The following is a 25,390-nucleotide window of genomic DNA, read 5'->3' on the forward strand; positions in this document are numbered from 1 at the left end:
GGTCGGCCCAAGATCCTTTGTCCTGCTGTTTACCCAGCAGGCCGCGCACCCTACCGGGCCCCGTTCCGCCGGCGCCGTCCTCGTGAGTCAGAGCTGCTGGGCGTTGTCGAACAGCTGCTGTGCCTCCGAACCCAGGCGAGGGCCGTACTGGGTGCTGAGGTCGTCGGCGTACTTGAAGCTGATCACAGAGGAGACCGTGCCCTCGCCGGTGTCGGCGTCGAATCCGGTGAGCCAGGGGCCGCCGCTGGAACCCTGCGTCATGTCGCACCCCATCCCGCTCGCGGTGGTGCCGCCGGTGTCCGGGGTGGTGGTTCCGGCGCAGTAGTGCAGCTCGCGGCCGTCGAAGGGCGAGGCGGCGGGGTAGCCGAACGCGTGCACCTGCACGCCGGCCTCGGTCTGCTCCTCGCTCCAGGTGCTGAAGGAGATGTCCTGGGAGCCCACGCGGTCCTGCACGTCCTGGCCGTCGTCGGAGTTGACCACGGCCATAGCTACGTCGTAGCTGTCGTCGGCCTGCTCCGACCACTGGGGGCTCACGAGCAGGTCGCGGGCGGTGTAACGGCCGTAGGGGGCGTCGCCGTCGGAGTAGCCCGGAACGAAGGTCCAGTTCTCCGCCCACGAGCCCGTGCCGTCCTTGGCGCAGTGCCCGGCGGTGACCAGGGTGCTGGCGTTCTGCGAGTCCACGACCGAGGCCGAGCAGGTGAAGTCGCGGCCGTCCATGGTCAGGAACACCTTGCCGGTGGTGCGGGTGACCAGGCCCCCGCCCGTCCACGGGTCGCCGGTGCTGTCGGCCCCGGGGTCGGTCTGCGGTTCGATGTCGTCGTCGGGGGCGAGCAGGCCCTCCGCGCCATCGACGGTGTCGCCGACCAACCCGGCGATGGGTGTGGCGTCGGCCATGCGCTCGGGTGTCCAGTAGTCCAGGACCTCGCGCTCGCGGGCGGGGTCGGCGGCGGCCGTGCGGTGCTCGACACCTTCGTCGACGCTCACGGCCTGCGCGGAGGTGTCCTGTCCCGGGGCGGCCATGTGCACGGCCTGTTCGACGGCGTCGACGGGCCCGGGAAGGGAGTCGGTGGCGGCGAGCCCGGTCACGAGGAGGCCTGCGGCGGTGATCGGGGCGAGGATCGCATACGCGGTGGACGAGGTCATGGCCCCGATCCTTGCACACTTGGCGTAGCGATGTGACTACTTTAGGTTTGTGTCGGTCCGGAACCGGGAAAACGGACGTCCGCCTCCCGGGGCCAGACGCCTCCGCGCGGTGCCGCACAATTGGAGCCGTGCGAGAAGAACACCAGCGAACAGCAGTCGTCCTCGGCTCCACCGGCTCGATCGGCACCCAGGCCCTCGACATCGTCCGACGCAACCCCGACCGCTTCCGCGTGGTCGGGCTCGCCGCCGGGGGAGGCCGCCTCGACCTGCTCGCCGAGCAGGCCGCCGAACTCGGCGTGCCCGCGGTCGCCGTCGCCGACCCCGAACGCGCGCCGGAACTCACCCGCATGCTCGAGGTACGGGGCGCCAACGCCAAGGTCCTGGCGGGGGCCGAAGGCATCGCCGAACTCGCCGCCGTCGAGTGCGACGTCGTGCTCAACGGCATCACCGGCGCCCTCGGCCTGGAGTCGACCCTCGCCGCCCTGCGCGCCGGACGCCGCCTCGCCCTGGCCAACAAGGAATCCCTCATCATCGGCGGTCCGCTCGTGCGCGAGCTCGCCGAACCCGGACAGATCGTGCCCGTGGACTCCGAGCACTTCGCCATCGCACAGTGCTTCCCGTACCTGCCCGACGACGATCTCGCGAGCCCCGCGCAGGGCCTCGTGCGAGCCCATCGGAGCGAGGTGCGCCGCCTCGTCGTCACCGCCAGCGGCGGCCCGTTCCGCGGACGCACCCGCGCCGAGCTGGCCGGCGTCACCCCCGAGCAGGCGATGAACCACCCCACCTGGAGCATGGGGCCGGTCATCACCGTCAACTCCGCGACCCTGGTCAACAAGGGGCTGGAGGTCATCGAGGCCAACCTGCTCTTCGACGTGCCCTTCGACGACATCGAGGTGGTCGTCCACCCGCAGTCGATCGTTCACTCCATGGTCGAGTACGTGGACGGCTCCACCCTCGCCAAGGCCAGCCCGCCCAGCATGACCATCCCCATCGCCTGGGGGCTGGGCGCACCCGACCGGGTCCCGCACGCCGGGGGCTCCCTCGACTGGACCCGCGCGCAGAGCTGGACCTTCGAACCCCTCGACCACGAGGCCTTTCCCGCGGTGCGCCTGGCCGCCGAGGTCGGGCGTACCGGAGGCACCGCACCGGCCGTCTACAACGCGGTGAACGAAGAGGCCGTCGACGCCTTCCTGGGCGGAAAGCTCGCGTTCGTATCCATCATGGACACCGTCGCCCGGGTAGTCTCTGAGCATCAGCGGACCGACCACCCCGGGGGCGAACCCTCCGCCAAGGCTCTGACCTTGGACGACGTCTACTCCGCTGACACCTGGGCTCGCGCGCGGGCACGTGAACTGTTGACGAGCCGCCCCTGACGCCTCGGCCCCCTGTCCGGCGGGTCCCGGTGGCGCCGAGGAGCTGACTTCGGCTTGAGGAGAGGTACATGGTCGTTCTGCTGACCGTGGTCGGGATCATCCTGTTCGTCATCGGACTGCTGTTCTCGATCGCCTGGCACGAGCTGGGCCACCTCTCCACGGCCAAGATGTTCGGTATCAAGTGCACCGAATACATGGTCGGGTTCGGCAAGACCCTGTGGTCCTTCCGCCGGGGCGACACCGAGTACGGCGTCAAGGCCGTGCCGCTCGGCGGGTTCGTGCGCATGGTCGGCATGATCCCGCCGGCCGAGCGCACCGCCGCCGCGGCCGGCGACACCAGCGCCCGCAAGATCTCCCGGTGGCGGGCCATGGCCGAGGACTCCCGCGAGGCGTCCTACATCGAGCTCGAACCCGGCGACGAGGACCGGCAGTTCTACCAGCGCTCCCCCTGGAAACGCCTCATCGTCATGTTCGCCGGTCCCGGCATGAACGTGATCCTGGCGGCGATCCTGCTGGCCGTGCTCTTCATGGGCATCGGTATCCCCAAGGAGACCAACGCCGTCGGCGAGGTCAACGAGTGCATGGCCCCCGCAGACACCCAGATCGAGAGCTGCGAGGATCCCGGCGCCCAGCCCACCCCCGCCGCGGAGGCCGGGATCCTGCCGGGCGACCGCATCGTCTCCATCGACGGCGAGCCCACCCCCGAGTGGAACGACGCCAACCAGAAGATCCGCACCTCCCTGGGCAGCACGGCCTTCGAGGTCGAGCGCGACGGCGAGACCTTCAGCACCGACGTCGACATCGTCGAGAACGAGCTGCCCGCGCGCGACGCCGACGGCGAGATCCTCTACGAGACCGACGCCGAGGGCGACCACGTCTACGACGAGGACGGGCGCCGGGTCGTGCAGACCGAGACCGTCGGGTTCCTCGGCATCGTCTTCGAACAGGAACGCGCCCGCCTGGGCCCGGTCGACTCCGCCCAGGAGATGGGCACCATGCTCGTCGCCGTCGGTGAGGCGCTGGTGGCCCTGCCCAGCAAGGTGCCCGAGGTGTTCGGCGCCGCCTTCCTCGGCGAACAGCGCACCGAGGACTCGCCGGTCGGCATCGTCGGCATCTCGCGCATCGGGGGCGAGATCATGTCGCAGGGCCTGCCCGTGGCCGACACCGCCGCGATCATGCTGCAGATCCTGGCCGGGGTGAACCTCTTCCTGTTCGCCTTCAACATGCTGCCGATCCTGCCGCTGGACGGCGGACACATGGCCGGGGCGATCTGGGAGTCCATCAAGCGCAACATCGCCCGGCTGTTCAAGCGGCCCGACCCAGGACCGGTCGACGTCGCCCTCCTGACACCTGTGGCCTATGTCGTGGTGGCGTGTTTCCTCGTCTTCAGTGTGATCCTGCTCGTGGCCGACCTCATCAACCCCGTGCGCCTCTTCGGGTGACCTGCGCCTCGCCCCGCCTGTGGATTTGCGCATTCTGGGCAGGCACTGCGCCGAGTACAGGTAACCTTGAGGTCGCGTTCCGGGAACGGCAATGGTGCGGCGATCACGAGGTCGGACGCGGCAGAGGTCCCGGTCGCGGCGCCGAGCTGACAGCCGGGCGCCCTCTGACGCAACGGACGAATCCATGGGCCGCCCCCCTCCGGCGGCAGACGAGGTGAATCAAGCGTGACGAGCATCGATCTCGGCATCCCCGCAACCCCGCCGCGCCCGCTGGCGAACCGGCGCAAGACGCGGCAGATCATGGTCGGGAACGTCCCCGTGGGCGGGGACGCCCCGGTGTCCGTGCAGTCGATGACCACCACCAAGACCTCCGACATCAACTCCACCCTGCAGCAGATCGCCGAGCTGACCGCGTCGGGCTGCCAGATCGTGCGCGTCGCGGTACCCACCAACGACGACGCCGAGGCGCTGCCGATCATCGCGCAGAAGTCGAAGATCCCCGTGATCGCCGACATCCACTTCCAGCCCAAGTACGTCTTCCAGGCGATCGAGGCCGGCTGCGCCGCGGTGCGCGTCAACCCGGGCAACATCAAGAAGTTCGACGACAAGGTCGCCGAGATCGCCGAGGCGGCCTCCGACGCGGGCACCCCGATCCGCATCGGCGTCAACGCCGGCTCCCTCGACAAACGCCTGCTGGAGAAGCACGGCAAGGCCACCCCGGAGGCGCTGGCCGAGTCGGCGCTGTGGGAGTGCTCCTTGTTCGAGGAGCACGGGTTCCGCGACCTGAAGATCTCCGTCAAGCACAACGACCCGGTCGTGATGGTCAACGCCTACCGGCTGCTGGCCGAGAAGTGCGACTATCCGCTGCACCTGGGTGTGACCGAGGCCGGGCCCGCCTTCCAGGGCACCATCAAGTCCTCGGTGGCCTTCGGCGCCCTGCTCTCGGAGGGCATCGGCGACACCATCCGCGTCTCCCTGTCGGCCCCGCCGTCGGAGGAGGTCAAGGTCGGTGCGCAGATCCTGGAGTCGCTGGGTCTGCGCGAGCGCGGCCTTGAGATCGTCTCCTGCCCGAGCTGCGGCCGGGCCCAGGTCGACGTCTACAAGCTCGCCGACGAGGTGACGGCCGGGCTGGAGGGCATGGACGTGCCCCTGCGCGTGGCCGTCATGGGCTGCGTCGTCAACGGTCCCGGCGAGGCCCGCGACGCCGACCTCGGTGTGGCTTCCGGCAACGGCAAGGGCCAGATCTTCGTCAAGGGCGAGGTCATCAAGACCGTGCCCGAGTCGCAGATCGTGGAGACCCTCATCGAGGAGGCCATGCGCATCGCCGAGGAGATGGGCGAGGACGTCGGCGAGGGCGAGCCCTCCGTCGCAGTGGGCTGACACCCGAAGCGTAACGCTTCACGACGGCCGTCCCGGAACTCTCCGGGGCGGCCGTCGTCGTTTGTGTGGGGGCTGCTCGAACGGACCGCACCCCCGCGTGAGCTGTGACCTCAAGCACAGCGTTCACCCGATCGTTGCGCGCACACGCACGATCGCGGTGCCAAAAGGGTGTAAAGGCAATGGAACCTGGTGTTAAGTGCACAGAGCGCCCATTAATGTTGTCTGGGGCACATACAGGGCCAACGATTCAGAGATGGCCCGCCCCTCCCCCCTCCTCCCGTCAGGGCGGGACACGTGTGTCCGAAGGGACTCAAGGTCGAGGAGGTGACCTGTGGTCGACCAGCAAGCCCCCGAGCGCTCTACTCCTGTGCTCGGAGGCCGGCTCGCGCGCCGCAAGCCGGCCGAGAAGCTCGTCGGGGGGCGTCGACCCCCGTGCGCCCCTTCGGATCTGCGCGTCCGAACAGATCATGTCTGAGATCTGAGACAGCTCCCACGGCGTTTTCCCTGGTCATGCCGGATGTTTCCGTACGGGCGGAACAGAGGGCCCTTCAGGGGCACGTGGTGTGGCGCTACTCATACACACAATGGTGCGCAGCGCGAAGACCGGGTCTTCCCGCAGATCTGCCCACCGGATTCAACACCGAGGAGAAACCCCGTGGTCGACCAGAAGGCCCCCGAGCGCGCCACCCCTGCGCTCAGGGAACGGCTCCCCCNGAAGCAGGGGGCCTGCGGCGGCACCTCGGCTTCTGGCACCTGGCCATGATCGGTATCGGAGCGACCCTGGGAACGGGCATCTTCGTCGTCCTGGGCGAGGCCGTCCCCACCGCCGGGCCCGCGGTCATCCTGGCCTTCGTCCTGGCCGGCCTCACCGCGCTCTTCTCCGCGCTCGCCTACGCCGAGATGGCCGGTATGATCCCCGCTTCCGGGTCGGCCTACTCCTACAGCTACGCCACCATGGGCGAGTTCATGGCCTGGGTGTGCGGCTGGTGCCTGATGCTCACCTACGGCGTCTCGGTCGCGGCCATCGGTGTCGGCTGGGGCCAGTACATCAACGAGTTCCTCTACCTCACCGCGGGGCTCACCCTGCCCCAGGAGTTCCTGGCCGGGCCCATGGAGGGCGGCCTCGTCAACGTGCCGGCGGCCGTCGTCGTGCTGCTGGCGATGTTCGCCCTGCTCGCCGGGGTCCGCGAGAGCACCCGCGCCAACGCCGTCATGGTCGTGATCAAGGTCGCGATCCTGGTCATGTTCGTCGCGATCGCCGTCACCGCCGTGCAGGACGGGAACTTCGCGCCCTTCATGCCCATGGGGATGGCCGGGGTCAGCGCCGCCGGTGCCACCCTCTTCTTCTCCTACATCGGCTTCGACTCGGTCTCCACCGCCAGTGAGGAGGCCAAGAACCCGCAGCGCGACCTGCCCCGCGCCATCATGTTCTCGCTGATCCTGGTCACGGCCCTCTACTGCCTGGTGGCCTTCACCGCCGTCGGTGCCGTGGAATGGACCCGCTTCTCCGACGGCGAGACCACGCTGGCCGGCATCCTGACCGTGGTCACCGGCACCCCCGTCTGGGCGGTCGTCTTCGCCGGCGGCGCCGTCATCTCCCTGGCCAGCGTCGTGCTGGTCGTGCTCTACAGCCAGACGCGCATCCTGTACGCGATGTCGCGCGACGGCCTCATCCCCGGCATCTTCTCCAAGGTGGACGCCAAGGGCACGCCCAGGGCCAACACCCTCATCACGTCGGTTTTCGTCGCCGTGCTCGCCGCGCTCGTGCCTCTGGGGCCGCTCGCCGACGCCACTTCGATCGGAACCCTGTTCGCGTTCGCACTGGTCAACGTGGCCGTGCTGGTGCTGCGCCGCACCCGGCCCGAGCTCCCGCGCACGTTCCGGGTGCCCGGTGCCCCGGTCACGCCGCTCCTGGGCGTGCTGGCGTGCGCCTACCTCGTGCTGAGCATGTCCGCGAGCGTGTGGGTCGCCTTCGGTACCTGGCTCGTGCTCGGCCTGGTCATCTACTTCGCCTACGGCATGCGCCGCTCCGCCCTGGAGGACGACGCCGTCGCCGAGATCCGCGCCTGAACCGTCCGGGGCCGCCCTGAGGCAGGACCCGGAAACGAGAGCAACCGTGTGCCCCGCGTTCCCATGGGCGGAACGCGGGGCATCGTGCGTGTTGGGCGGTAAGGGCGCAACGATGACGCGACAGGAGCCGAATATGCGCAGCGAGACGACTGCTCAACACACGTTCCGCGCGCGTTCGTCCTCCTAGAGTGGGCGAGGCTCCCGAGACAGTGTGCGAACGTGAAGGCGGTCCCATGGTAGCAACAGCACTGCGTGTCGCCCTGGACCAGGGCACCGGCCCCAGCGGCGACACCGATGCCGCACTCGCCCGCCTGGCCGAGCGTGCCCACGCGGCGGCCGCCTCCGGGGCCCACCTGCTCCTGACCCCCGAGATGTCGATGACCGGCTACGCCCTCGGCGCCGCAGAGACCGCACGACGCGCCGAACCCGCCGACGGCCCCCTCCGCCGGGCCGTCGCCGAGATCGCCTCCCGCGCCGGGGTCGCGATCGTGTACGGGTTCCCCGAACGCGACGGCGAGCGTGTGTACAACACCGTCCAGCTCGTCGACGACCGCGGAACCGCCCTGGCCGCCTACCGCAAGAGCCACCTCTTCGGAGACCTCGACCGCAGCGCCTTCACCCCCGGTGACACGCTCGTCGTCCAGGCCGACCTGCACGGCCACCGCATCGGCCTGCTCGTCTGCTACGACGTCGAGTTCCCCGAGGCCGTGCGCGCGCACGCCCTCGCAGGCAGCGACCTGGTCGCCGTGCCCACCGCGCTCATGGCGCCCAATACCGCCGTGGCCACCCTGCTCGCGCCCGCCCGTGCCATGGAGAACCAGCTCCACCTGGCCTACGTGAACCGCTGCGACACCGAGGGCGAACTCGACTACGTCGGGCTGAGCACGCTCGTGTCCCCCGACGGCACCGAACTCCTGCGCGCGGGCGCAGGGGAGGCCCTGCTGGTCGCCGACCTGGACACCCGGGCCGCCGACGCGACCCAGGACCACCTGTCCTACCTGGGCGACCGCCGCCCGGCCCTGTACCGGCCGCTCACCCGCTGAGCCCGCCCCTGCCACCACCCCGAAGGAGGAGGCCATGACCTCTGCCGTGCCCACGTCCGCCGGGACCGCGCCCACTGGGGCCGAGCCCCGGGGCGGAGCTCCGCTCACCATGAACGGCCCCGACTTCCCGTTCGCCTACGACCGGTTCCTGTCCCACCCGGCAGGGCTCGGCCAGGTGCCCGCCGACATCCACGGCACCGAGGTCGCCGTCATCGGCGCCGGGATGTCCGGGATCGTCACCGCATTCGAACTCCTGCGCATGGGTCTGCGTCCCGTCGTGTACGAGGCCGACCGCATCGGCGGGGGGCTGCGCACCGAGCGCCTGCCGGGAGCCCCCGAGGAGGTCGTCGCCGAGATGGGCGCGATGCGGTTCCCTCCGTCCTCGACCGCCTTCCAGCACTACCTCGACATGGTCGGGTTGGAGACCGAGCCCTTCCCCAACCCGCTGTCGCCGGGCGCGCCCAGCACCGTGGTCGACCTCAAGGGCGAGACGCACTACGCCAACGACCTCGACGACCTTCCCGAGGTCTACCGAGAGGTGGCCCGAGCCTGGGACGAGACACTGGAGGGCGTCGAGCACACCCGGATGCAGCAGGCCATCCGCGAGGGCGACGTGGCCACCCAGAAGCAGATCTGGAACCGGCTGGTCGAGCGCCTCGACGACCAGACCTTCTACGGGTTCCTGTGCCAGGCTCCCTCGTTCGCGTCCTCGTTCCGGCTGCGGGAGATCTTCGGGCAGGTCGGGTTCGGCACCGGGGGGTGGGACACCGACTTCCCCAACTCGATCCTGGAGATCCTGCGCGTCACCTACACGGGTGCCGACGACGACCACCGCAGCGTCGTCGGCGGGGGGCCGNGGCTGTGGTCCATGGCGCCGGACAAGACCGTGCACTGGGCGCAGGGCACCTCACTGGAGACTCTGCACCCGGACGGCCCGCGCCCGGCCGTGACCGCGCTGCGCCGGACCCACGCCCCGGGCGACCCTGCCGGCAACATCACGGTCACCGACTCCTCCGGTTCCACCCGCACGTTCCGGTCCGCGGTCTTCACCGCCCAGAGCTGGATGCTGCTCGCCAAGATCGACGCCGACGAGGACCTGTTGCCCATCGACCACTGGTCGGCGGTCGAGCGCACCCACTACATGGAGTCGGCGAAGCTGTTCGTCCCGGTGGACCGGGCGTTCTGGCGCGACAAGGACCCGGAGACGGGCCGTGACACCATGAGCATGACCCTGACCGACCGCATGACCCGGGGCACCTACCTCCTGGAGGGGCCGGACCCGGACGGGCCCGCGGCGATCTGCATGTCCTACACCTGGTGCGACGACTCCCTGAAGTGGCTGCCGCTGTCGGCCGAGGAGCGCCTGGAGGTCATGCTCTCCTCGTTGGCCAAGATCTACCCGGGCGTTGACATCCGCTCCCACATCACCGGCGACCCCGTCACCGTCTCGTGGGAGGACGAGCCCTACTTCCTGGGTGCGTTCAAGGCCAATCTTCCGGGCCACTACCGGTACCAGCGGCGCTTGTTCACCCACTTCGTCCAGCGCGACCTGGAACCGCGCCATCGCGGCCTGTTCCTGGCCGGCGACGACGTGTCGTGGACCGCCGGGTGGGCCGAGGGCGCGGTGCAGACCGCGCTCAACGCGGTCTGGGGCGTGATGAACCACTTCGGGGGTTCGACCGATCCGGCCAACCCCGGACCGGGCGACGAGTTCGACGACCTGGCCCCGGTGGCGCTGCCCGAGAACTGAGCCCCCAGCGGCAGACCCGGACCAGGCTCTCGACGGCTGGAGTCGCCCCTCGTCCCGCGTTCCGCCCGCCGGAACGCGGGACGTCGTGCGTTCACGACCCGTGTACCGAGCTCGGACACCCGCGGGGTCAACAGCCCAGTCGGCGTACCAGCTCGTCGGAGGACGTGGCGGCCGGCCCGCCGGGTGCGTCCGCGGCACGTTCGGCGCCGTGGAAGGGTCCGTACTCCCGGGGCCGCTCGAGGAAGGCCGTGCGCATGCCGACGGCCGCCGCCCCCCGGAGGTCCCAGCCGTGCGCCGCCACGAGCATCATCGCGCCCGGTTCCACACCCGACACCTCGGCGGCGCGCAGGTAGGGCGCGGCCGCCGGCTTGTACGAGCGGGNGCGTCGAAGGGGAGGCCCCCTGTCTCGGCGAGGGAGGACAGGAGCGGGTGACCGCCGTTGGAGAGCGCGATCACCGTGTATCGCCGCCGCAGCCGGTCGATCAACCGGGCACTGTCGGGCCAGGCGGGAAGTCGGTGCCAGGCATGCACCAGTGCCTGCCTGTCGGCCTCGTCCACATGCCCGCCGGCGCCGTGCTTCTCGAGCAGGGCATCGAGGAACTCCCGGTGGAGGACGTCGAGGGGAGCCCACGGGCGGTGCCCCGCGTTGATGTCGCGCAAGGTGGGGCCGTAGCGGCCACGCCATTCGACGGCGAACGCGCCCGGGTCCGCGCCGACCCCCCGGCGTGCGAACACCTCCCTCAGGTGGTCGGTGACGCCCGTGTACCAGTCGACGGTCGTTCCGAACACGTCGAAGGCCACCACGCTCGGTTCCTCGCTCACCCGGGACTCCTCTCGGCTCGTCGTGGGACGGGGAGCAGCGATGGCCGCCCCATCAGGCGGAGGGCTCGTCGCCGACCCGCTGCGAACGCTCGGGGGATCCGGGGGGCGGCTCGGCGCCCGCCAGGTCGGCACCGCTCCCGCGCAGACAGGCCACGGCGATCCCGCCGAGCACGAATGTCCCGGCCGCGACAGCGTACAGCTGGCCCGAGGCCCACCCGCCGTCCAGCAGCGCGCCGGTGATCAGGGGTGCGATGATCGCGCCGAGCCGGCCGACCCCGATCGCCCAGCCGACGCCGGTCGAGCGTACCGACGGTGCGTACAGGGACGGGGTGATCGCGTACAGGCCGGCCACGCAGCCGTTGCTGAACAGCCCGATCATGCCGCCGAGAGCGAAGGCCAGGCCCAGCGTTCCGGTGGTGGGCACGAAGACCAGAAGCAGGACCGCGGCGACCAGGGTGTAGGTGACCAGGACCCGTTTGAGCGCGAACCGGGCCGCGGCCACGCCCAGGATCGCCGCGCCGAAGATCCCGCCGACGTTGAGCAGGGTTCCCCCGGTGATGCCCTCGTCGGCCGACAGCCCGGCTTCCACCAACAGCGTCGGGGTCCACGACGTCACGAAGTAGAAGCCGTACATCACCATGAAGAAGGCCGCCCAGATCAGCAGGGTCGACCGCAGGCTCTCGGGGGTGAGCAGCTGCCGCACCTGGCTGCGGGGCTCGCCGCCCGGGGCCGAGACCGGGGGCAGGGACTCCAGCGCGGGCAGGCCGAACCGGCTCAGCAGGGTGTTGGTCCGCTCCAGCGCGCGGGCCGGACGCTTGGTGACCAGGTGGTCCAAGGACTCGGGCAGCCGCGCCCACACCAGGGGGATCAGCGCGAGGGTGGACAGCCCGCCCACGAGGAAGACCGCGCGCCAGCCCCACTGCCCGATGAGCAGGACCGCGAGCACACCGCCCGAGGTGGCGCCGATGGCGTAACCGGTGGAGTTGAGACTGACCGCGAGACCGCGCCAGCGCCGGTTGGCCGACTCGCTCGCGATCACGTTGGCCGAAGCCAGCATCGCCCCCACACCGAGCCCGGTCAGGACCCGCAACAGTCCGAGCTGGGCTGCGTTCTGCGCGACAGAGGACAACAGCATCCCGGAGGAGGCCAGTACGAGGCTGAGCAGGGTGAGGTTGCGGCGGCCGATGACGTCGCCGAGCGGTCCCAGCAGGATCGACCCGGCCGCCATCCCGAAGAGCCCGGCGCTGAGGAGGAACCCGATCTGTGCCCCGGACAGGCCCCACTCGGTGGCGACCGCGTGGGCGGTGAACGACATGACGAGCACGTCGAACCCGTCCGAGACGTTCAGGAGTACGCAGATGAGGACCGTGCCCCACTGGAACCGTGTCATGGGGCTGGCGTCGATGCGTTCTCGCAAGTGACCGGCCATGTGGGGGGAACCCTCCGTGCCGCGGACGTCGACTGGTCATTATGGCCGTGGGGCAGGGGTGCGGCAATGCCGCCTTTCAACCAATGAAAACCGTTTCTCGCGGGGGTGCGGCGTCAGGCGGAAGGCTCGGCCGAGCCTGACAGGATCGGCTGGTCCACGAGACGGGAGAGCACCAGTGTGCTCTTGGTGCGCACGACGAAGGGTTCGGCTCCGATGCGCTCGATGACCTCCTCCAGATGCTGGGTGTCGCGGGCGCGCACCTGTACGACGGCGTCGGCGTCGCCGGTGACCGTGCACGCGGAGGTGATCTCGGGGTAACCGGTGAGGCCGTCGCGGATCTCGCTCGGGGAGGTGCGCGCGCGGCAGAACAGCTCGATGAAGGCCTCGGTCGTCCAACCGATGGCCCGGGGCTCCACGACGACGGTGAAGCCGCGTACGGCGCCGGACTCGATGAGACGGTCGAGGCGGCGTTTTACGGCGGAAGGGCTCAGACCGACCTCGCCGCCGATCTCGGCGAAGCTCATCCGCGCGTCCGCGCCGAGTATCGCGATGATGCGCTCATCGACACGATCCAGTCGCATTTCGCCCCTTTTGCCTGGTCTTTGGGATCGAGTACATGTTACCTGTGCGCGCTGAGAGGCCCCCGTGTCGCTTCCCGTAACTACAGAGAGTAAGGGAAACAATGCTCTGGGCTTTCAATGAGGGGGAGACGGCCAGTGCGAACACGAACCCGGGCAACCGCCGCCGCGGCGGCGTTCCTGGCGTCCATGGCGAACGCGGTGCCGGCGGATCCGGCCGAGGCCGTGCCCACGTTCCGTGAGGACCAGCGCGCCCTCGATTGGCAGGAGTGCGAGGACCTCCGGCCCGAGGGCGAGGAGACCCTCGAGTGCGCCACCCTCACGCTGCCCATGGACCACGACTCCGACGAGGGCGACAGCGGCGAGACCGTCGAGATCGCCCTCTCCCGCGCCTCCACCGGCGGTGACGCCGAACGCACCCTCCTGGTCAATCCCGGCGGGCCGGGAGCCTCGGGCCGCCCCCTCGCCGCGCGCACCCACCAGGGGCTTCCCGAGGATCTGCGCGACACCTACGCCGTGGTCGGGTTCGACCCGCGCGGCAGCGGCGCCTCCACCCCCGCGGTCGAGTGCGACCCCACCGCCTTCGAACCCGTGCTCACCCCGTCCGAGCCCCGGAGCCCAGGGGACACCAAGGTCCTCTGGGAGGAGGCCGAGGCCTACGCCCAGGCCTGCGCGGAACACACCGGCCCCCTCCTGGACCACATGACCACCGTCGACACGGTCCGCGACATGGATGCACTGCGCTCTGCCCTCGGGCTCGAGGCCGTCGACTACCTCGGCTACTCCTACGGCACCTACCTCGGAAACGTCTTCTCCTCCCTCTACCCCGACAGCGTCGACCGCCTCGTGCTCGACAGTGTCGTCGACCCCGACACCCCCTGGTACGAGAGCAACCTCAACCAGAGCCGCGCCCTCGACCGTGCTGCCGGCAACTTCTTCGACTGGGCCGCCCGCCACGACGACGCCTTCGGCCTCGGCGGCAGCAGCGAGGACGTCGCCCGCGCCTACCACCGCCTGCGCGACCAGCTGCGAGAGGAGCCCCTGGAGGGCACGGTCGGACCCACCGAACTGGAGAACCTCACCATCACCGTCTCCTACACCGGGAACGCCTGGCCCGCCGTGGCGGGCGCGCTCTCGGAACAGATCGTCGACGGTGACCCGGCCGCCCTGCTCGAACTCGACGACGACCTCGGCGAGGGGCCCGACAACGACCAGAGCCGCGGCGGCTACAACGCGGTCCAGTGCACCGACTCCCACTGGCCCACCGACCGAGGCATCTGGGAGGGCGAAGGGCACCGTGCCCACCAGGAAGCCCCCTTCATCGGGTGGAACAACATCTGGTACAACGCACCCTGTGAGTCCTGGCCGGCCGAGTCGAACGACTGGTACAGCGTCGGCGAGGGCCCTGGTGACGCACCGGCCTACGAAGGAGACGCCCTGCTCGTGCACGCCGCCGACGACGGTGCCACCCCGCTCCACGGCGCCGAGAACCTCCGCGCCCACATGACCGGCGCCTCGCTCGCCGTCGAGGAGGACGGCATCACACACGGCGTCTCCTTCGGCGAGAACGCCTGCATCGACGAGATCGTGCACGGCTACCTGCGGGACGGCTCCCTGCCCGAACGCACCGACGGTGCCCACGACGCCGTCTGCGAGGCCTCACCCGAACCCGGACCCCGCGAAGGCCAGAGCGCGCAGGGTCTGCCCGACCGCTTCGAGCCGCTCGGCGGCGGGCACCCCAGTGAGGGTGAATGACCGGTGGAATACGCTGTAACCGGTGCGAAATCCGCGGACCGTTCGCACCACGACAGTCGGCCGTCACCACAGGCGGCACGAGGGGGAGATGCGATGCTGCGGACCTCACCGGTACGGATCCTGGGAGAACACGACCGGGAGGCCGTACGCGCCCTTCTGGACACCGACCCCGTCGGTAACGTCTTCGTGGCGTCGCGCCTGATGTCCACCGGGATCGGCGCCAACTCCGCCGGAACCGAGGTCTGGGGACACGTCGAACGCGGCCGTCTCACCGCCCTGTGTTACTCCGGGGCCAACCTCGTGCCCGTCAACGCCGGCCCCGCAGCCGTGCGCAGCTTCGCCGAACACGCCCGGTGGCGGGGGCGCCGCTGTTCGTCCATCGTAGGCCCGGTCGAGGCCGTCAACGACTTCTGGAACCAGATCACACCCGCCTGGGGCCCGGCCCGCGCCATCCGTGCCAGCCAGCCCGTCCTGGAGATCGACCACCCGCCCGCAGTGCCCGCCGACCCGCTCGTCCGCCGGGTCAGCCCCTCCGAGATCGGGGTCCTCCTGCCGGCCTGCGTCGCCATGTTCACCGAGGAGGTCGGGGTCCCGCCGGACTCCGGCGACGGCGGAGCCCTCTACCGCGCCCGCGTCGAAGAGCTCGTACGCACCGGCCGCGCACTGGCCCGTATCGAGGACGGCCGGGTGGTGTTCAAGGCGGAGATCGGCGCCGTCACACCCCAGGCATGCCAGATCCAGGGCGTGTGGGTCCACCCCGACCTGCGCGGGCGAGGACACTCCAGCGCCGGCATGGCCGCCGTCGTCGAGTACGCCCTCGCCGAGGTCGCCCCCCGCGTCACTCTCTACGTCAACGACTTCAACACCCCGGCCCGTGCCGCCTACGAACGGGTCGGGTTCCGCCAGGTCGGGGAGTCGATGTCCGTCCTGTTCTGAACCGCGCCCGCCGGGTGAGCCCGGGTGATCCACGTGGCCGCGTGGAGGAGGGGCGCACGTGTGAACCTCACACGTCCTCGTCAGTTCGGTCGGGCACACGTGCCGCGGGGGCCACGTCTCGCTAGCGTGGACAGGCCGTCCGGCCCCACCGCACGCCACGCCCCCACCGGAGCACGCCCCCATGCCGCACAACCCCACCGGAGCACGTCGCCTGGGCCTGGCCCTGTTGTTGAGTCTGCTCGCGGTCCTGGGCCCGCTCAACATCGACATGTACCTGCCGGGGTTCCCGGAGATCTCCGACGATCTGGACGCCAACGCCTCGCAGGTCCAACTCAGTCTCACCACCTGCCTCATCGGCCTCGCCGTGGGGCAGGTCGTCGTGGGTCCCGTCAGCGACGCGCGCGGGCGCCGCGGGCCGCTCGTGGTGTCGCTGCTGCTGTTCGTGCTGGCGTCCGCACTGTGTGCGCTGGCCCCGAACATCGCCGTGCTCGTCGTGGGGCGCTTCCTGCAGGGCTTCACGGCCTCCGCCGGGATCGTGCTCTCGCGCGCGGTGGTGCGCGACGTCTTCGACGGCACCGCCCTGACCAAGTTCTTCGCCCTGCTCATGGTGATCACCGCCGTCGCGCCGATGGTCGCACCCGTGCTCGGGGGAGGCGTGCTGTGGCTGGCGTTCGGGACCTGGGAGACCATCTTCTGGGCCCTGGCGCTGCTTGGCCTGGCCGTCACCGCGGTCGTGGTGTTCGCCCTGCCCGAGACGCTCCCGCGCGAGCGGCGGATCCCCGGCGGCCTCGGGAGCACCCTCCGTACCATGGCGCAGCTCCTGTGCGACCCCCGCTTCATGGGGTACGCGCTCATCGTCGGGCTCGTACACGGCGGCAGTTTCGCCTACGTCGCCGGGACCCCGTTCGTCTACCAGGACCTCTACGGGGTCGGGCCGCAGACCTTCGGGGTGCTCTTCGGCGTCAACGGCCTCGCCCTGATCCTCGGCAGCCACCTCGTGGGGCGGCTCAGCGACGCCGTCGGTGAACGCGCCCTGCTGCGTATCGCGGTCACCACCGCGGCGGCCGCCACCGGGGTGGTGCTGGCAACGACCGTGGTGCACGGGCCGTTGGCGCTGCTGGTCGCGGCGATCTTCGTCTACATGATCTGCATGGGCATGGTGCTCACCAGCACCTTCACCCTCGCGATGGAGGGCCAGGAGGTCCGCGCCGGCAGCGCGAGCTCCCTGGTGGGGGCACTTCCCATGCTCGTGGGCGCGGGCGTGGCCCCGCTGGTGGGCCTGGACGAGACCACCGCCGTACCCATGGGCGCGGTCCTGTTCACCACCGCTGCCCTCGGGCTGCTGGTGCTGCTCACCCTCGTGCGCACCGGCGAGGCCCGCAGCGCGGTCCCCGACCCCGCCTGAACGGGGGCGGGGCCGGTGCTCAGGTGCTGCCGGAGGGGCAGTCCTCGCCGAGCCAGGCGGAGTCGAACCCGGCGAAGGTGATGTGTTCGTGGTCGCCCCGCTCGTACCGCACACCGAAATCGTCGCCGCCGAGCGCCACTACGGCGGGCTGAGATCACCCGAGGGGCGGTGCGCCGCACCGCCCCTCTTCCTCCGGGCCTCCCGGACTCAGCTCTCGATCGCGGCCGCCGGTTCGAAGTCCGGGGTGTCGGCGATCAGCGCACGGGTGTACCCGTGCTCGGGCGCGGACATGATCTGCCCGACCGTGCCCTGTTCGGCGACCCGGCCGCCCTGCAGGATCGCCACACGCTCGGCGATGTTGGAGACCAGGGCGATGTTGTGGGTGACGAACAGCAGCGCCATCCCCTCGTCCTGCAGCCCGCGCAGGAGCGCGACGATCTCCGACTGCACCGACACGTCCAGCGCCGAGGTGATCTCGTCGCAGATCAGCATGTCGGGTCGGGTGGCCACCGCGCGGGCGATGCACACGCGCTGGCGCTCGCCGCCGCTGAGCTGCTCCGGGTACCGGTCGGCATAGGACGCGGGCAGCGCGGCCTTCTCGAGCGCTTCGGCCACCACGTCGTCCGCATCGGCCGGTCTGCCCACCAGATGGCGATAAGGGCCCAGGATCTGGTCGCGTACCCGCTTGCGGGGGTTGAGCGCCTCGTACGGGTTCTGGAACACGTACTGGATCCGCCGTCGCTGCTCCGCGGTGCGACGGTAGCTGCTCGTGGCAAGTCGGTCGCCGTCGAAGAGCACCTCGCCGGTGAACTCGTGGTGCAGCCCGGCGAGCGAACGCGACAGGGTCGTCTTCCCGGAACCGGACTCGCCCAGAAGCGCCACGCACTCACCGGGGGAGACCGACACGTCGATGTTCTCCAGCACGCGTGTGCGCCCGTACCCCGCGGCCAGGCCCGAGACCCGCAGCAGCGGTTCGGGGCCCTCGCCCGGGTCCTCGTGCCCGCTCGTGCGCAGCAGCGGGACCGCTGCCAGGAGCTTGCGGGTGTAGGGGTGCTCGGGCGCGGACAGCACCTCCTGGGCGCCGCCGTGTTCGACGATCCTGCCCCGGTACATCACCGCGATCTCGTCGGCCAGGTCGGCGACCACGGCCATGTCGTGGCTGATGTAGACCCCGGCGGTGCCGTAGTCGCGCGTCATCGCGCGGATGGTCTCCAGGACGTGCTTCTGGGTGGTCACGTCCAACCCGGTCGTCGGTTCGTCCAGCACGATGACGTCGGGCCTGCCCACGAAGGCCATCGCGATCGCCACGCGCTGCTGCTGGCCACCGGAGAGTTGGTGCGGGTACCGGCGCAGGAACGCGTCGTCGTCGGGCAGCGCGACCTCGCGCAACACTTCGCGCACCCGCGCGGTCGCATCCGCCTTGGTCCGTGTGGAGTCGTGCAGGGCCTCCGCGAGCTGGACGCCCAGTCGGAGCGCCGGGTTGAGCGCGGAGGCGGGCGACTGCGGGATGTAGGCCACTGCCCGGCCCCGCAGTTCACGCACGCCGCGTTCATCCAGATCGGTGAGGTCGTGCCCAGCCACCACCAGGCGGCCGCGGGTGATCTCGGTTGCGCGCTTGCAGTGCGCCAGCAGCGACAGCCCCAGCGTGGTCTTGCCGGAACCGGACTCGCCCACCAGGCCGAGGATCCGTCCGCGTTCCACGCCGACCGACACGTCGCTGATGATCTCCACGTCGGAGGGGCGGCCGATGACGGTCAGCCCTTCGACGCTCAGTGCGGTGCTCTGTTCGTCGGTCACTTCTGGACCCCCCGGTCGATGCCGATCGACGCGCGCGAGAGCCCGTCGGTGACGAGGTTCGCGCCGATGGTCAGGATCGCGATCGCGGTCACGGGCAGCGCGACGGCCCACGGCTGTACGCCCATGCCCTGCCGGTTCTCGTTGATCATCAGGCCCCAGTCGGCTGTGGGCGGCTGCAGGCCCATGCCGAGGAAGCCGAGCACCGCGACCACCCCGATGGAGTAGGTCAGGCGCAGGCCCAGTTCCACGAGGAGCGGGCTGGTCACGTTCGGCAAGATCTCGAACACCATGATGCGGTGGCGCGGCAGCCCGATCGCCTCGGCGGCCTTGACGTAGTCCTGTTCGATGACCTTGCGGGTCGCCTCGCGGATCACCCGGGCCACTCGCGGCATGTGGGAGACGGCGATGACCGCAACGATGAGCCAGGGCTGCGGGCCCAGGATCGACATCACCAGCAGAGCGGCGATGAGCTGCGGGAACGCCAGCAGCACGTCGTTGGTGCGCATGAGGACGTCGTCGAGCCAGCCGCGCTGGTACCCGGCGATGATGCCGGTCACGGTCCCGGCGAGGACGCCGATACCGGCGGAGGCCACCGCCAGGAGCAGCAGGGTCCAGCCGCCCCACAGGAACCGGGTCAGGACGTCGCGCCCGCGTTCGTCACCGCCGAACAGGGCGCCGTCCACCCCCGTCTCGAAGGGTTTGGCGACGAACTCGGTCGGCGAGTACGGCGCCACGAACGGCCCCAGCACGGCGATCAGCACGATGAGACCGGTCAGGACCACCCCGACCTTCGTGCGGCCGTGACCCCACGCGGTGCGGAACAGTCCGGGGCCGCGGCCCCGTCCGGTCGTGGTCTCGGTCGAAGGTTCACTCATCGGTTCGCGACCCTCACCTTCGGGTTGGCCGCCAGCCCGATCACGTCGGCGATCAGGTTGACCACGATGTAGACCCCGGCGATGAGCAGGACGGATGCCTGGATCAGCGGCACGTCGCGGTTCTCGATGGCGTCCATGAGGACCTTGCCGACACCGGGGAAGTTGAACAGGAACTCGATGGCCACGACACCGCCGGCCAGCCAGGCCAGCTGCAGTGCGACCACCTGGGCGACGGGGCCGATGGCGTTGGGCGCGGCGTGGCGCAACAGCACGGTCCGTTCGCTCATGCCCTTGAGGCGGGCCTGCTGGACGTACTCGCTCTCCAGGACCTCGATCATGGTCGCCCGCATCATGCGCACGATGGGCGGGGCGACGGCCAGGGAGAGCGTGAGCACGGGCAGGATCCACTGGTCGATGCCGCCCTCGCGGGCGTAGACCGACGGGAACAGGTCCAGCCCGCCCGGGCCGAGCAGAAGGATCAGCAGGATGCCGACCACGAACTCGGGGATCGAGGCGATGACCAGCGTGCCCATCGACGCGGTGTGGTCGAAGGACCGGTCGCGGCGCAGGGCGCTGAACGCGCCGACGGACAGCGCGATCGGGGTGGCCACGAGGGCGGACCACCCCATGAGGATCAGCGAGTTCATGACCGGCTCGGCCAGGAACTCGGCGACGGGTTGGCGGTTGGAGAAGGACGTGCCGAGGTCCCCCTGCACGACGCCCTGCAGCCACTGCATGTACTGCACGGCCACGGGGTCGTTGAGGGAGAGCTGTTGGCGCAGCGCTTCCACACGCTCGGGCGTGGCGTCGCGGCCCAGGATCTGGAGGGCGGCGTCGCCAGGGAGGGCCTGCGTGGCAGCGAAGACCACGAGGGAGACCGCCCAGAGCGTGAGTGCGCCGAAGAAGAGGCGGACGGCGATCAATCGGGACATGGTGAACCCTTGGTTGTCACGAGCACAGGGCCGGGACACGGCCCCCGGAGCGCGGCGGCCGCCGGGGACCGGCCGTCCTAGGCCTGGTCGAGCCACATGGTGTGGAAGGCGTAGGAACCGAGTGGGTGGCCCGACACGGCGGGCTTGAGCCCGTGGACGTGGGTGCCGTGGCCGTCGAGGAGGTTGACGAAGCCCCAGACGATGTAGCCGCCCTCCTCGTACTCGACCTCCTGGGCCTCGCGCAGGAGCTCGTTGCGCTCGTCCTCGTCGGCGGTGCTGCGGGCCTTCTCGAGGGCGTCCAACCACTCCTCGTTCTCGCCCCACATCGTCTCGTTGTAGGGGGCGCCGACGACGGAGCCCTGAGCGGCCTGGGTGATGTAGTGGCGCGCGCTCCAGAAGTCCTGGCCGAAGGCGTAGGGGAAGCCCTCCTCCTCGTTCCAGTAGTCGCTGGCGTTGACACGGCGCAGGTTCACGGTGACGCCGGCCTCGCGCGCCTGCTCCTGGAAGACCTCGGCGGAGGCGACCACACCGGCGCTGATGTCCCCGGTGACGAGCTCGACCTCCAGGTCATCCTCGTAGCCGGCGTCGGCCAGCAGCTCGCGGGCCTTTTCGATGTCCTGTTCGCGCTGGGGGAAGTCCTCGGGGTAGGACGGGTCCATGCGGGCGTACATGTCGTTGCCGATCTGCCCGTAGCCGGCCAGGGCCTGGTCGACCATCTCCTGGCGGTCGACGATGAGGCGGAAGGCCTGGCGCACGCGCACGTCGTCGAAGGGCTCCTGGTCCACGCGCATGGTGAAGGGCAGCCACATACCGGTTTCGGACTCCATGATGTCCAGGGAGTCGTTGCCCTCGATCACCGACACCTGCGAGTGCGGGACCTGCGTGATGACGTCGACGTTGTCACTGGTGAGCGCGTTGACCCGGGCGTCGTCCTCCGGGAAGTTCACGATCTCGAGCTCGTCGACGTAGGGCTGGTCCTCGATGTGGAAACCCTCGTGGCGCTCGAAGAGGCTGTACTCGCCGACGACGAACTCGGAGTACTTGAAGGGGCCGCAGCCGACGGGGCTCTCGGGGTCGTAGTCCTCGGGCACGATCGCGTTGTAGTACTCCGCGAGTGCCTCGGGCAGGGTGACCAGGGGTTCGTCGACGCGGATGCGCACCGTGCGCTCGTCGATCACCTCGAGCTTGTCGGGGTCGACCCCGGGCATGTCGCCGGCGCCGCGCATCGGGTCGTCGGGGTCGAGGATGCGCTTGAGCGAGAAGACCACGTCGTCGGCGGTGACGGGGGAGTCGTCGTGGAAGGTCAGGCCCTCCTTGAGTACGAGTGTCCACTCGGTGCCGTCGTCGTCCTCGGGCTCCAGGGACTCGGCGAGGTAGGGCTCGATGGTGCCGTCGTAGTCGTAGCGCATCAGCGACGCGTACAGGGCGTAGTTGCGTGCGATGTCGACATTGTCGGTGGGGTCGTGTGCGTCCAGCGTGTCGCTGGTGCCGCCGCCGGCCACGCCGACGCGCAGGCGGCCGCCGTGCTGGGGTTCGCCGTCGCCCGAGCCGCCGGAACCGGAGTCGCTGCCGCAGGCGACCAGGACCGGGGTCACCACTGCACCGGCCGCGGAGGCCTTCAGGACGCTGCGACGGCTCGTGAACGGGTTGATGCGGAAGGTCTTGTCGTTGTGATCGGACGTCAAGGGACACCTCTGTGGGACGGGGACAGGACTGTCGCCTGCCGCAGGGGAGGTGCCCCGGGGTGGGCACAGGGGGCGGTGCGGCATCGACCTCGAAAGATCCTTGTTCGCCCCGCTGAAGGCGTCAAACCGCCGTTACACCACGTTCCGTGTTCGTGGTAGGCCTTTGTTCAGGTATGTCCGGCGACGGGAAGGTCGAGGGCCGGAGAGTCTGTGCCCTGGGCGTTTGCGCTCTCACTCTCGGGTGTCATTCGAAGGCGCACGTGCACGTCACCTGTACTCCGGGTTGCCTGTTGACGCACCGTGGCCACCCCCGGTTCGTGTCCCAACCGATGTCGTCGGGTGGCGGAACCGTGGTGTTTAATCCGCCGATTACCACTCCGGGTGGTTCGGGTGGTTGACTGGTTCGTTTTACCGGGTGCCCGGCCGCGTGAACGGAGATCGTTCCCGGTCGGAGAGGTCCCGAGCCCGATCTGCAGCCCGCGCGTGGATTAACTGCGTGTTGCACATCACATGCGGGAGGCTGGACTCGGGGCTGTTTCCTTGGCGGACATCGGGGAGGACACGGAACGGGACTTTGTGACCCGGGCTCGGTGGCGCGAACCCCGGTGTGCTGTGCTTGAGGCAGTGGACCCTTGTCTAGGGTGAGTGGCAGGCGGCGCGACCCGCGCGCCCGACGCGGGTGATTGGAGTGACCGGATGGCTGAGGCGAGGCAACTCCGGGACTACGTTCCCGCGGACAGCACGGCAGGGGTCACGCCGACGATCGAGGCAGGTGAGCTCACCGGCGGATCCACCGACCACACCGTGTGGAGTTGCGCCGGAAACCTCACCGCCGTGCGCTCGATCCGTGCCCGCGTCCGCGAGTTCCTCAGCGGTATGGGCCACAGCGACGGCGCCCTCGACGACGCCGAACTGGCGGTGAGTGAGCTGGCGACCAACGCCCTGCTGCACTCGCGCTCCGGGCAGAACGGCGGCGTCATGACCCTCTTCATACGCTCCGACGGGGCGCGTCTGCGCGTGGCCGTGGCCGACCAGGGTGAACGTGAGGCCGATGCGGGCGGTCACAGCCGTGACGACGGTGAGGACTTCGGCCGCGGCAAGCTCATCGTCGACAGCTGCGCCACCCGAAGCGACGAGTACACCAGCGAGACCACGCACGTGGCCTGGTTCGAGATCGACGACGCCCGGGCCTGATCCGCCTTCCCAGCGCGGACCGGTTACCCGGGCGCTCCTGTGTCGTTTCCCCGTGTGTGCCGAGGCCGCCCCCGCCGTGGCCTCAGGACCTCTTGGAGGCATCCCCCGGGAGGGCGATCCTCACCGGTGCGCCACGGCCGCAGCGCACCGTCACACCTCGCCCCTCGGGCGGCGGGCAGTCGCTGCCGGTCGTCACGCACGCCCCCGTCCACAGAGCCGCCGCCACCAGCGCCGTCGCCGTGGGTTCTTCCGCGCCGTCCTCGACCGCCACGACGTCCTCCGGCTCCAACGACAGTCGTGCGCGCAGGTCAGTGAACCGCGCCAGCAGGTCGTTGTGCGGGTAGAGCGTGGTGAACAGCCCGTCCGGCGTGGTCTCGTACCCCAGCACCCCGTTGTCGAACAGTCCCCGCGACGGGTTGTACCCGCTGCCGTCCGGGCTGGGCAGCAGCAGCTCCTCGAACGGTGTCGCCCCCCGCGAGTCCCCGAACGAGATGACCTGCCGGACCCGGGACCGTTCGGCCAGCTCCTGTGCGAGCGCGGTGAGCCCCTCGTCGGCCAGGAGCAGCCGGGCGTCGGTCTCTCCCAGCGCAGCCGCCTGGTTCTCCAACGGCGTCGACGGAGACAGCGGCAGGGCACGCCCGCCCACGGCCATCACCGTGTACGTGGCCAGGAATCGCTCCGGGCCGACCGGTGCGAGGACCCCGACCACGTCGCCCAGGCACATGCCGCGGCGGCTGAGCCCGACCGCAGCCCGTTCGACGGTCGCGGCGAAGGTCAGGGCGTCGACCCGGCGGCCGCTGCGGCGGATGGTTCCGCCCCGCATCGGCCGCAGTCGCAGGCGCTCACTGAGTCCGCCGGTGAGTGATCCGATCGGGGCATCCCGGCGCGGAAGGTGCCGGCCCGGTCGGTCGGTTCCTGAAGTCAGCCCTACCCCCATGCGTTCCCCCACTCCGACTCTGTCGCGACGGGCCCGCTACGCGGGCTCGTCACGCCCCCTCCACGTGGCGAGCCCGGTAGCGTCACGCCGACCGCTGCGGGTCGTCCCTCCCCCGGACGTCCCCGAGTCGGCGTTCCACCCCACCGTCCCCGGAAGGCCTCCCGGGGGGCGATGGGCCGCCTGTGCCCCAGGGGCGCGGCGGCCTGGTCCGGGGCTTGCGGGGCCCTCTTGCGTCTCCGTGGTGAGCCCGCTTCCCCAGTGCTTTGCAGCCTAGCGTGTTCACGACCAAATGCACATGCACAATGCGGTGCATATGCATATGTAGATTCGGAAGCCGGGGCCGTCTACATCCCTCTCGGGCCGTCCGGCGCCCGAGAGGTGGTGATCGGTCCGGAATCAGCTCCCGGGGCCGTGCGCGCGGACCCACTCGGCGATCTGTGCACGGGATCGGAACCCCGTCTTGCGGTTGATGTTGGCCACGTGCCGGGCTGCCGTCGAGGTCGAGATGAACAGATCCTCGGCGATCTGCGGGTTCGTGCGCCCGCGGCTCACCAGCTGCGCCACCTCGAGCTCCCGTCTGGTCAGGCAGGACTCGGGGGACGGTGTCCCGTGGGAGGGGGCGGGTTCGGCCGCCGGCGGCTCCTGCTCGGGCTCGGGCGTACGCCGGCGCCGTCGCGGCGCGGGGTTGCGCGCCTCGTCCACCAGGCGCTCGGCCTCCCGTGTGGCCTCGGCCAGTTCCAGGTCCGCACCCTCGTGCCACCGTCGCAACAGGCGGTCGTGTTCCCCGCCCTCCGACTCGACGTCCCCGAACGGCCACAACAGGGGACGGGCGGGCAGGCCCAGC

General features: G+C 70.3%; 20 protein-coding genes. 10 read left to right on the forward strand and 10 right to left on the reverse strand.

What is annotated here, in order from left to right; genetic code table 11:
* Window positions 1–87: 87 nt before the first annotated feature.
* Entirely contained in the window at window positions 88–1,143 is a 1,056-nt protein-coding gene (locus D474_RS0103825; protein ID WP_017612276.1) for a trypsin-like serine peptidase, read from the reverse strand.
* 128 nt (window positions 1,144–1,271) lie between these two features.
* Between D474_RS0103825 and dxr the strand changes: the two genes are divergently transcribed.
* From dxr to D474_RS0103855, 6 genes are all read left to right on the forward strand, one after another.
* Window positions 1,272–2,516, forward strand: coding sequence for a 1-deoxy-D-xylulose-5-phosphate reductoisomerase (gene dxr, locus D474_RS0103830; protein WP_017612277.1), 1,245 nt, complete (start codon window positions 1,272–1,274; stop codon window positions 2,514–2,516).
* Between the two features lie 68 nt (window positions 2,517–2,584).
* Window positions 2,585–3,958, forward strand: coding sequence for a M50 family metallopeptidase (locus D474_RS0103835; protein WP_017612278.1), 1,374 nt, complete (start codon window positions 2,585–2,587; stop codon window positions 3,956–3,958).
* A gap of 225 nt (window positions 3,959–4,183) precedes the next feature.
* Complete coding sequence (gene ispG, locus D474_RS0103840) at window positions 4,184–5,338, forward strand: flavodoxin-dependent (E)-4-hydroxy-3-methylbut-2-enyl-diphosphate synthase (RefSeq protein ID WP_017612279.1); 1,155 nt, start codon at window positions 4,184–4,186, stop codon at window positions 5,336–5,338.
* Window positions 5,339–5,959: 621 nt separating this feature from the next.
* Window positions 5,960–7,408, forward strand: a complete 1,449-nt coding sequence (locus tag D474_RS27560) for an amino acid permease (RefSeq protein WP_239646995.1) — start codon at window positions 5,960–5,962, stop codon at window positions 7,406–7,408.
* A 233-nt stretch (window positions 7,409–7,641) separates the two neighbouring features.
* Entirely contained in the window at window positions 7,642–8,451 is an 810-nt protein-coding gene (locus tag D474_RS0103850) for a carbon-nitrogen hydrolase family protein (protein WP_017612281.1), read from the forward strand.
* Window positions 8,452–8,485: 34 nt separating this feature from the next.
* Window positions 8,486–10,201: a flavin monoamine oxidase family protein gene (locus tag D474_RS0103855; RefSeq protein WP_017612282.1), complete on the forward strand. Its 1,716-nt coding sequence runs from the start codon at window positions 8,486–8,488 to the stop codon at window positions 10,199–10,201.
* 127 nt (window positions 10,202–10,328) lie between these two features.
* On the opposite strand, the gene D474_RS33150 is transcribed toward D474_RS0103855, so the two are convergent.
* From D474_RS33150 to D474_RS0103870, 3 genes are all read right to left on the reverse strand, one after another.
* A complete protein-coding gene (locus D474_RS33150) occupies window positions 10,329–10,526 on the reverse strand; it encodes a hypothetical protein (protein WP_017612283.1) in 198 nt (65 codons plus the stop codon).
* 549 nt (window positions 10,527–11,075) lie between these two features.
* The gene (locus D474_RS0103865; protein ID WP_017612284.1) at window positions 11,076–12,452 is read right to left on the reverse strand and encodes an MFS transporter; all 1,377 of its coding nucleotides are present in this window, start codon (window positions 12,450–12,452) and stop codon (window positions 11,076–11,078) included.
* A 113-nt stretch (window positions 12,453–12,565) separates the two neighbouring features.
* Entirely contained in the window at window positions 12,566–13,033 is a 468-nt protein-coding gene (locus D474_RS0103870; RefSeq protein ID WP_017612285.1) for an Lrp/AsnC family transcriptional regulator, read from the reverse strand.
* 135 nt (window positions 13,034–13,168) lie between these two features.
* Here D474_RS0103870 and D474_RS0103875 point away from each other — a divergent pair, with 135 nt between their 5' ends.
* From D474_RS0103875 to D474_RS0103885, 3 genes are all read left to right on the forward strand, one after another.
* Window positions 13,169–14,785, forward strand: coding sequence for an alpha/beta fold hydrolase (locus tag D474_RS0103875; protein WP_017612286.1), 1,617 nt, complete (start codon window positions 13,169–13,171; stop codon window positions 14,783–14,785).
* A gap of 93 nt (window positions 14,786–14,878) precedes the next feature.
* Window positions 14,879–15,721, forward strand: a complete 843-nt coding sequence (locus D474_RS0103880; protein WP_017612287.1) for a GNAT family N-acetyltransferase — start codon at window positions 14,879–14,881, stop codon at window positions 15,719–15,721.
* 181 nt (window positions 15,722–15,902) lie between these two features.
* Window positions 15,903–17,126, forward strand: coding sequence for a Bcr/CflA family efflux MFS transporter (locus D474_RS0103885; protein WP_017612288.1), 1,224 nt, complete (start codon window positions 15,903–15,905; stop codon window positions 17,124–17,126).
* A 207-nt stretch (window positions 17,127–17,333) separates the two neighbouring features.
* Here D474_RS0103885 and D474_RS0103895 read toward each other — a convergent pair whose 3' ends face one another.
* The 4 genes from D474_RS0103895 to D474_RS0103910 form a co-directional block, all read right to left on the reverse strand.
* The gene (locus D474_RS0103895; protein ID WP_017612290.1) at window positions 17,334–18,923 is read right to left on the reverse strand and encodes an ABC transporter ATP-binding protein; all 1,590 of its coding nucleotides are present in this window, start codon (window positions 18,921–18,923) and stop codon (window positions 17,334–17,336) included.
* Window positions 18,920–19,798, reverse strand: coding sequence for an ABC transporter permease (locus tag D474_RS0103900; RefSeq protein WP_017612291.1), 879 nt, complete (start codon window positions 19,796–19,798; stop codon window positions 18,920–18,922). The genes D474_RS0103895 and D474_RS0103900 overlap by 4 nt, the downstream gene beginning before the upstream one ends.
* Window positions 19,795–20,730, reverse strand: a complete 936-nt coding sequence (locus tag D474_RS0103905; protein WP_017612292.1) for an ABC transporter permease — start codon at window positions 20,728–20,730, stop codon at window positions 19,795–19,797. The genes D474_RS0103900 and D474_RS0103905 overlap by 4 nt, the downstream gene beginning before the upstream one ends.
* Before the next feature lie 77 nt (window positions 20,731–20,807).
* Entirely contained in the window at window positions 20,808–22,415 is a 1,608-nt protein-coding gene (locus tag D474_RS0103910) for an ABC transporter substrate-binding protein (protein ID WP_017612293.1), read from the reverse strand.
* A 696-nt stretch (window positions 22,416–23,111) separates the two neighbouring features.
* Here D474_RS0103910 and D474_RS0103915 point away from each other — a divergent pair.
* Window positions 23,112–23,609, forward strand: coding sequence for an ATP-binding protein (locus D474_RS0103915; RefSeq protein WP_017612294.1), 498 nt, complete (start codon window positions 23,112–23,114; stop codon window positions 23,607–23,609).
* Between the two features lie 82 nt (window positions 23,610–23,691).
* On the opposite strand, the gene D474_RS0103920 is transcribed toward D474_RS0103915, so the two are convergent.
* Together D474_RS0103920 and D474_RS0103925 are read right to left on the reverse strand one after the other, a co-directional pair.
* Window positions 23,692–24,546 (reverse strand): AMP-binding protein, encoded by an 855-nt coding sequence (locus D474_RS0103920; protein WP_026118139.1) that lies wholly within the window; start codon window positions 24,544–24,546, stop codon window positions 23,692–23,694.
* A 396-nt stretch (window positions 24,547–24,942) separates the two neighbouring features.
* Window positions 24,943–25,390 (reverse strand): helix-turn-helix transcriptional regulator (locus tag D474_RS0103925; protein ID WP_017612296.1); only part of this gene is annotated, 448 nt, incomplete at its 5' end.

This window comes from Nocardiopsis salina YIM 90010, assembly GCF_000341025.1.
Taxonomy (GTDB): domain Bacteria; phylum Actinomycetota; class Actinomycetes; order Streptosporangiales; family Streptosporangiaceae; genus Nocardiopsis; species Nocardiopsis salina.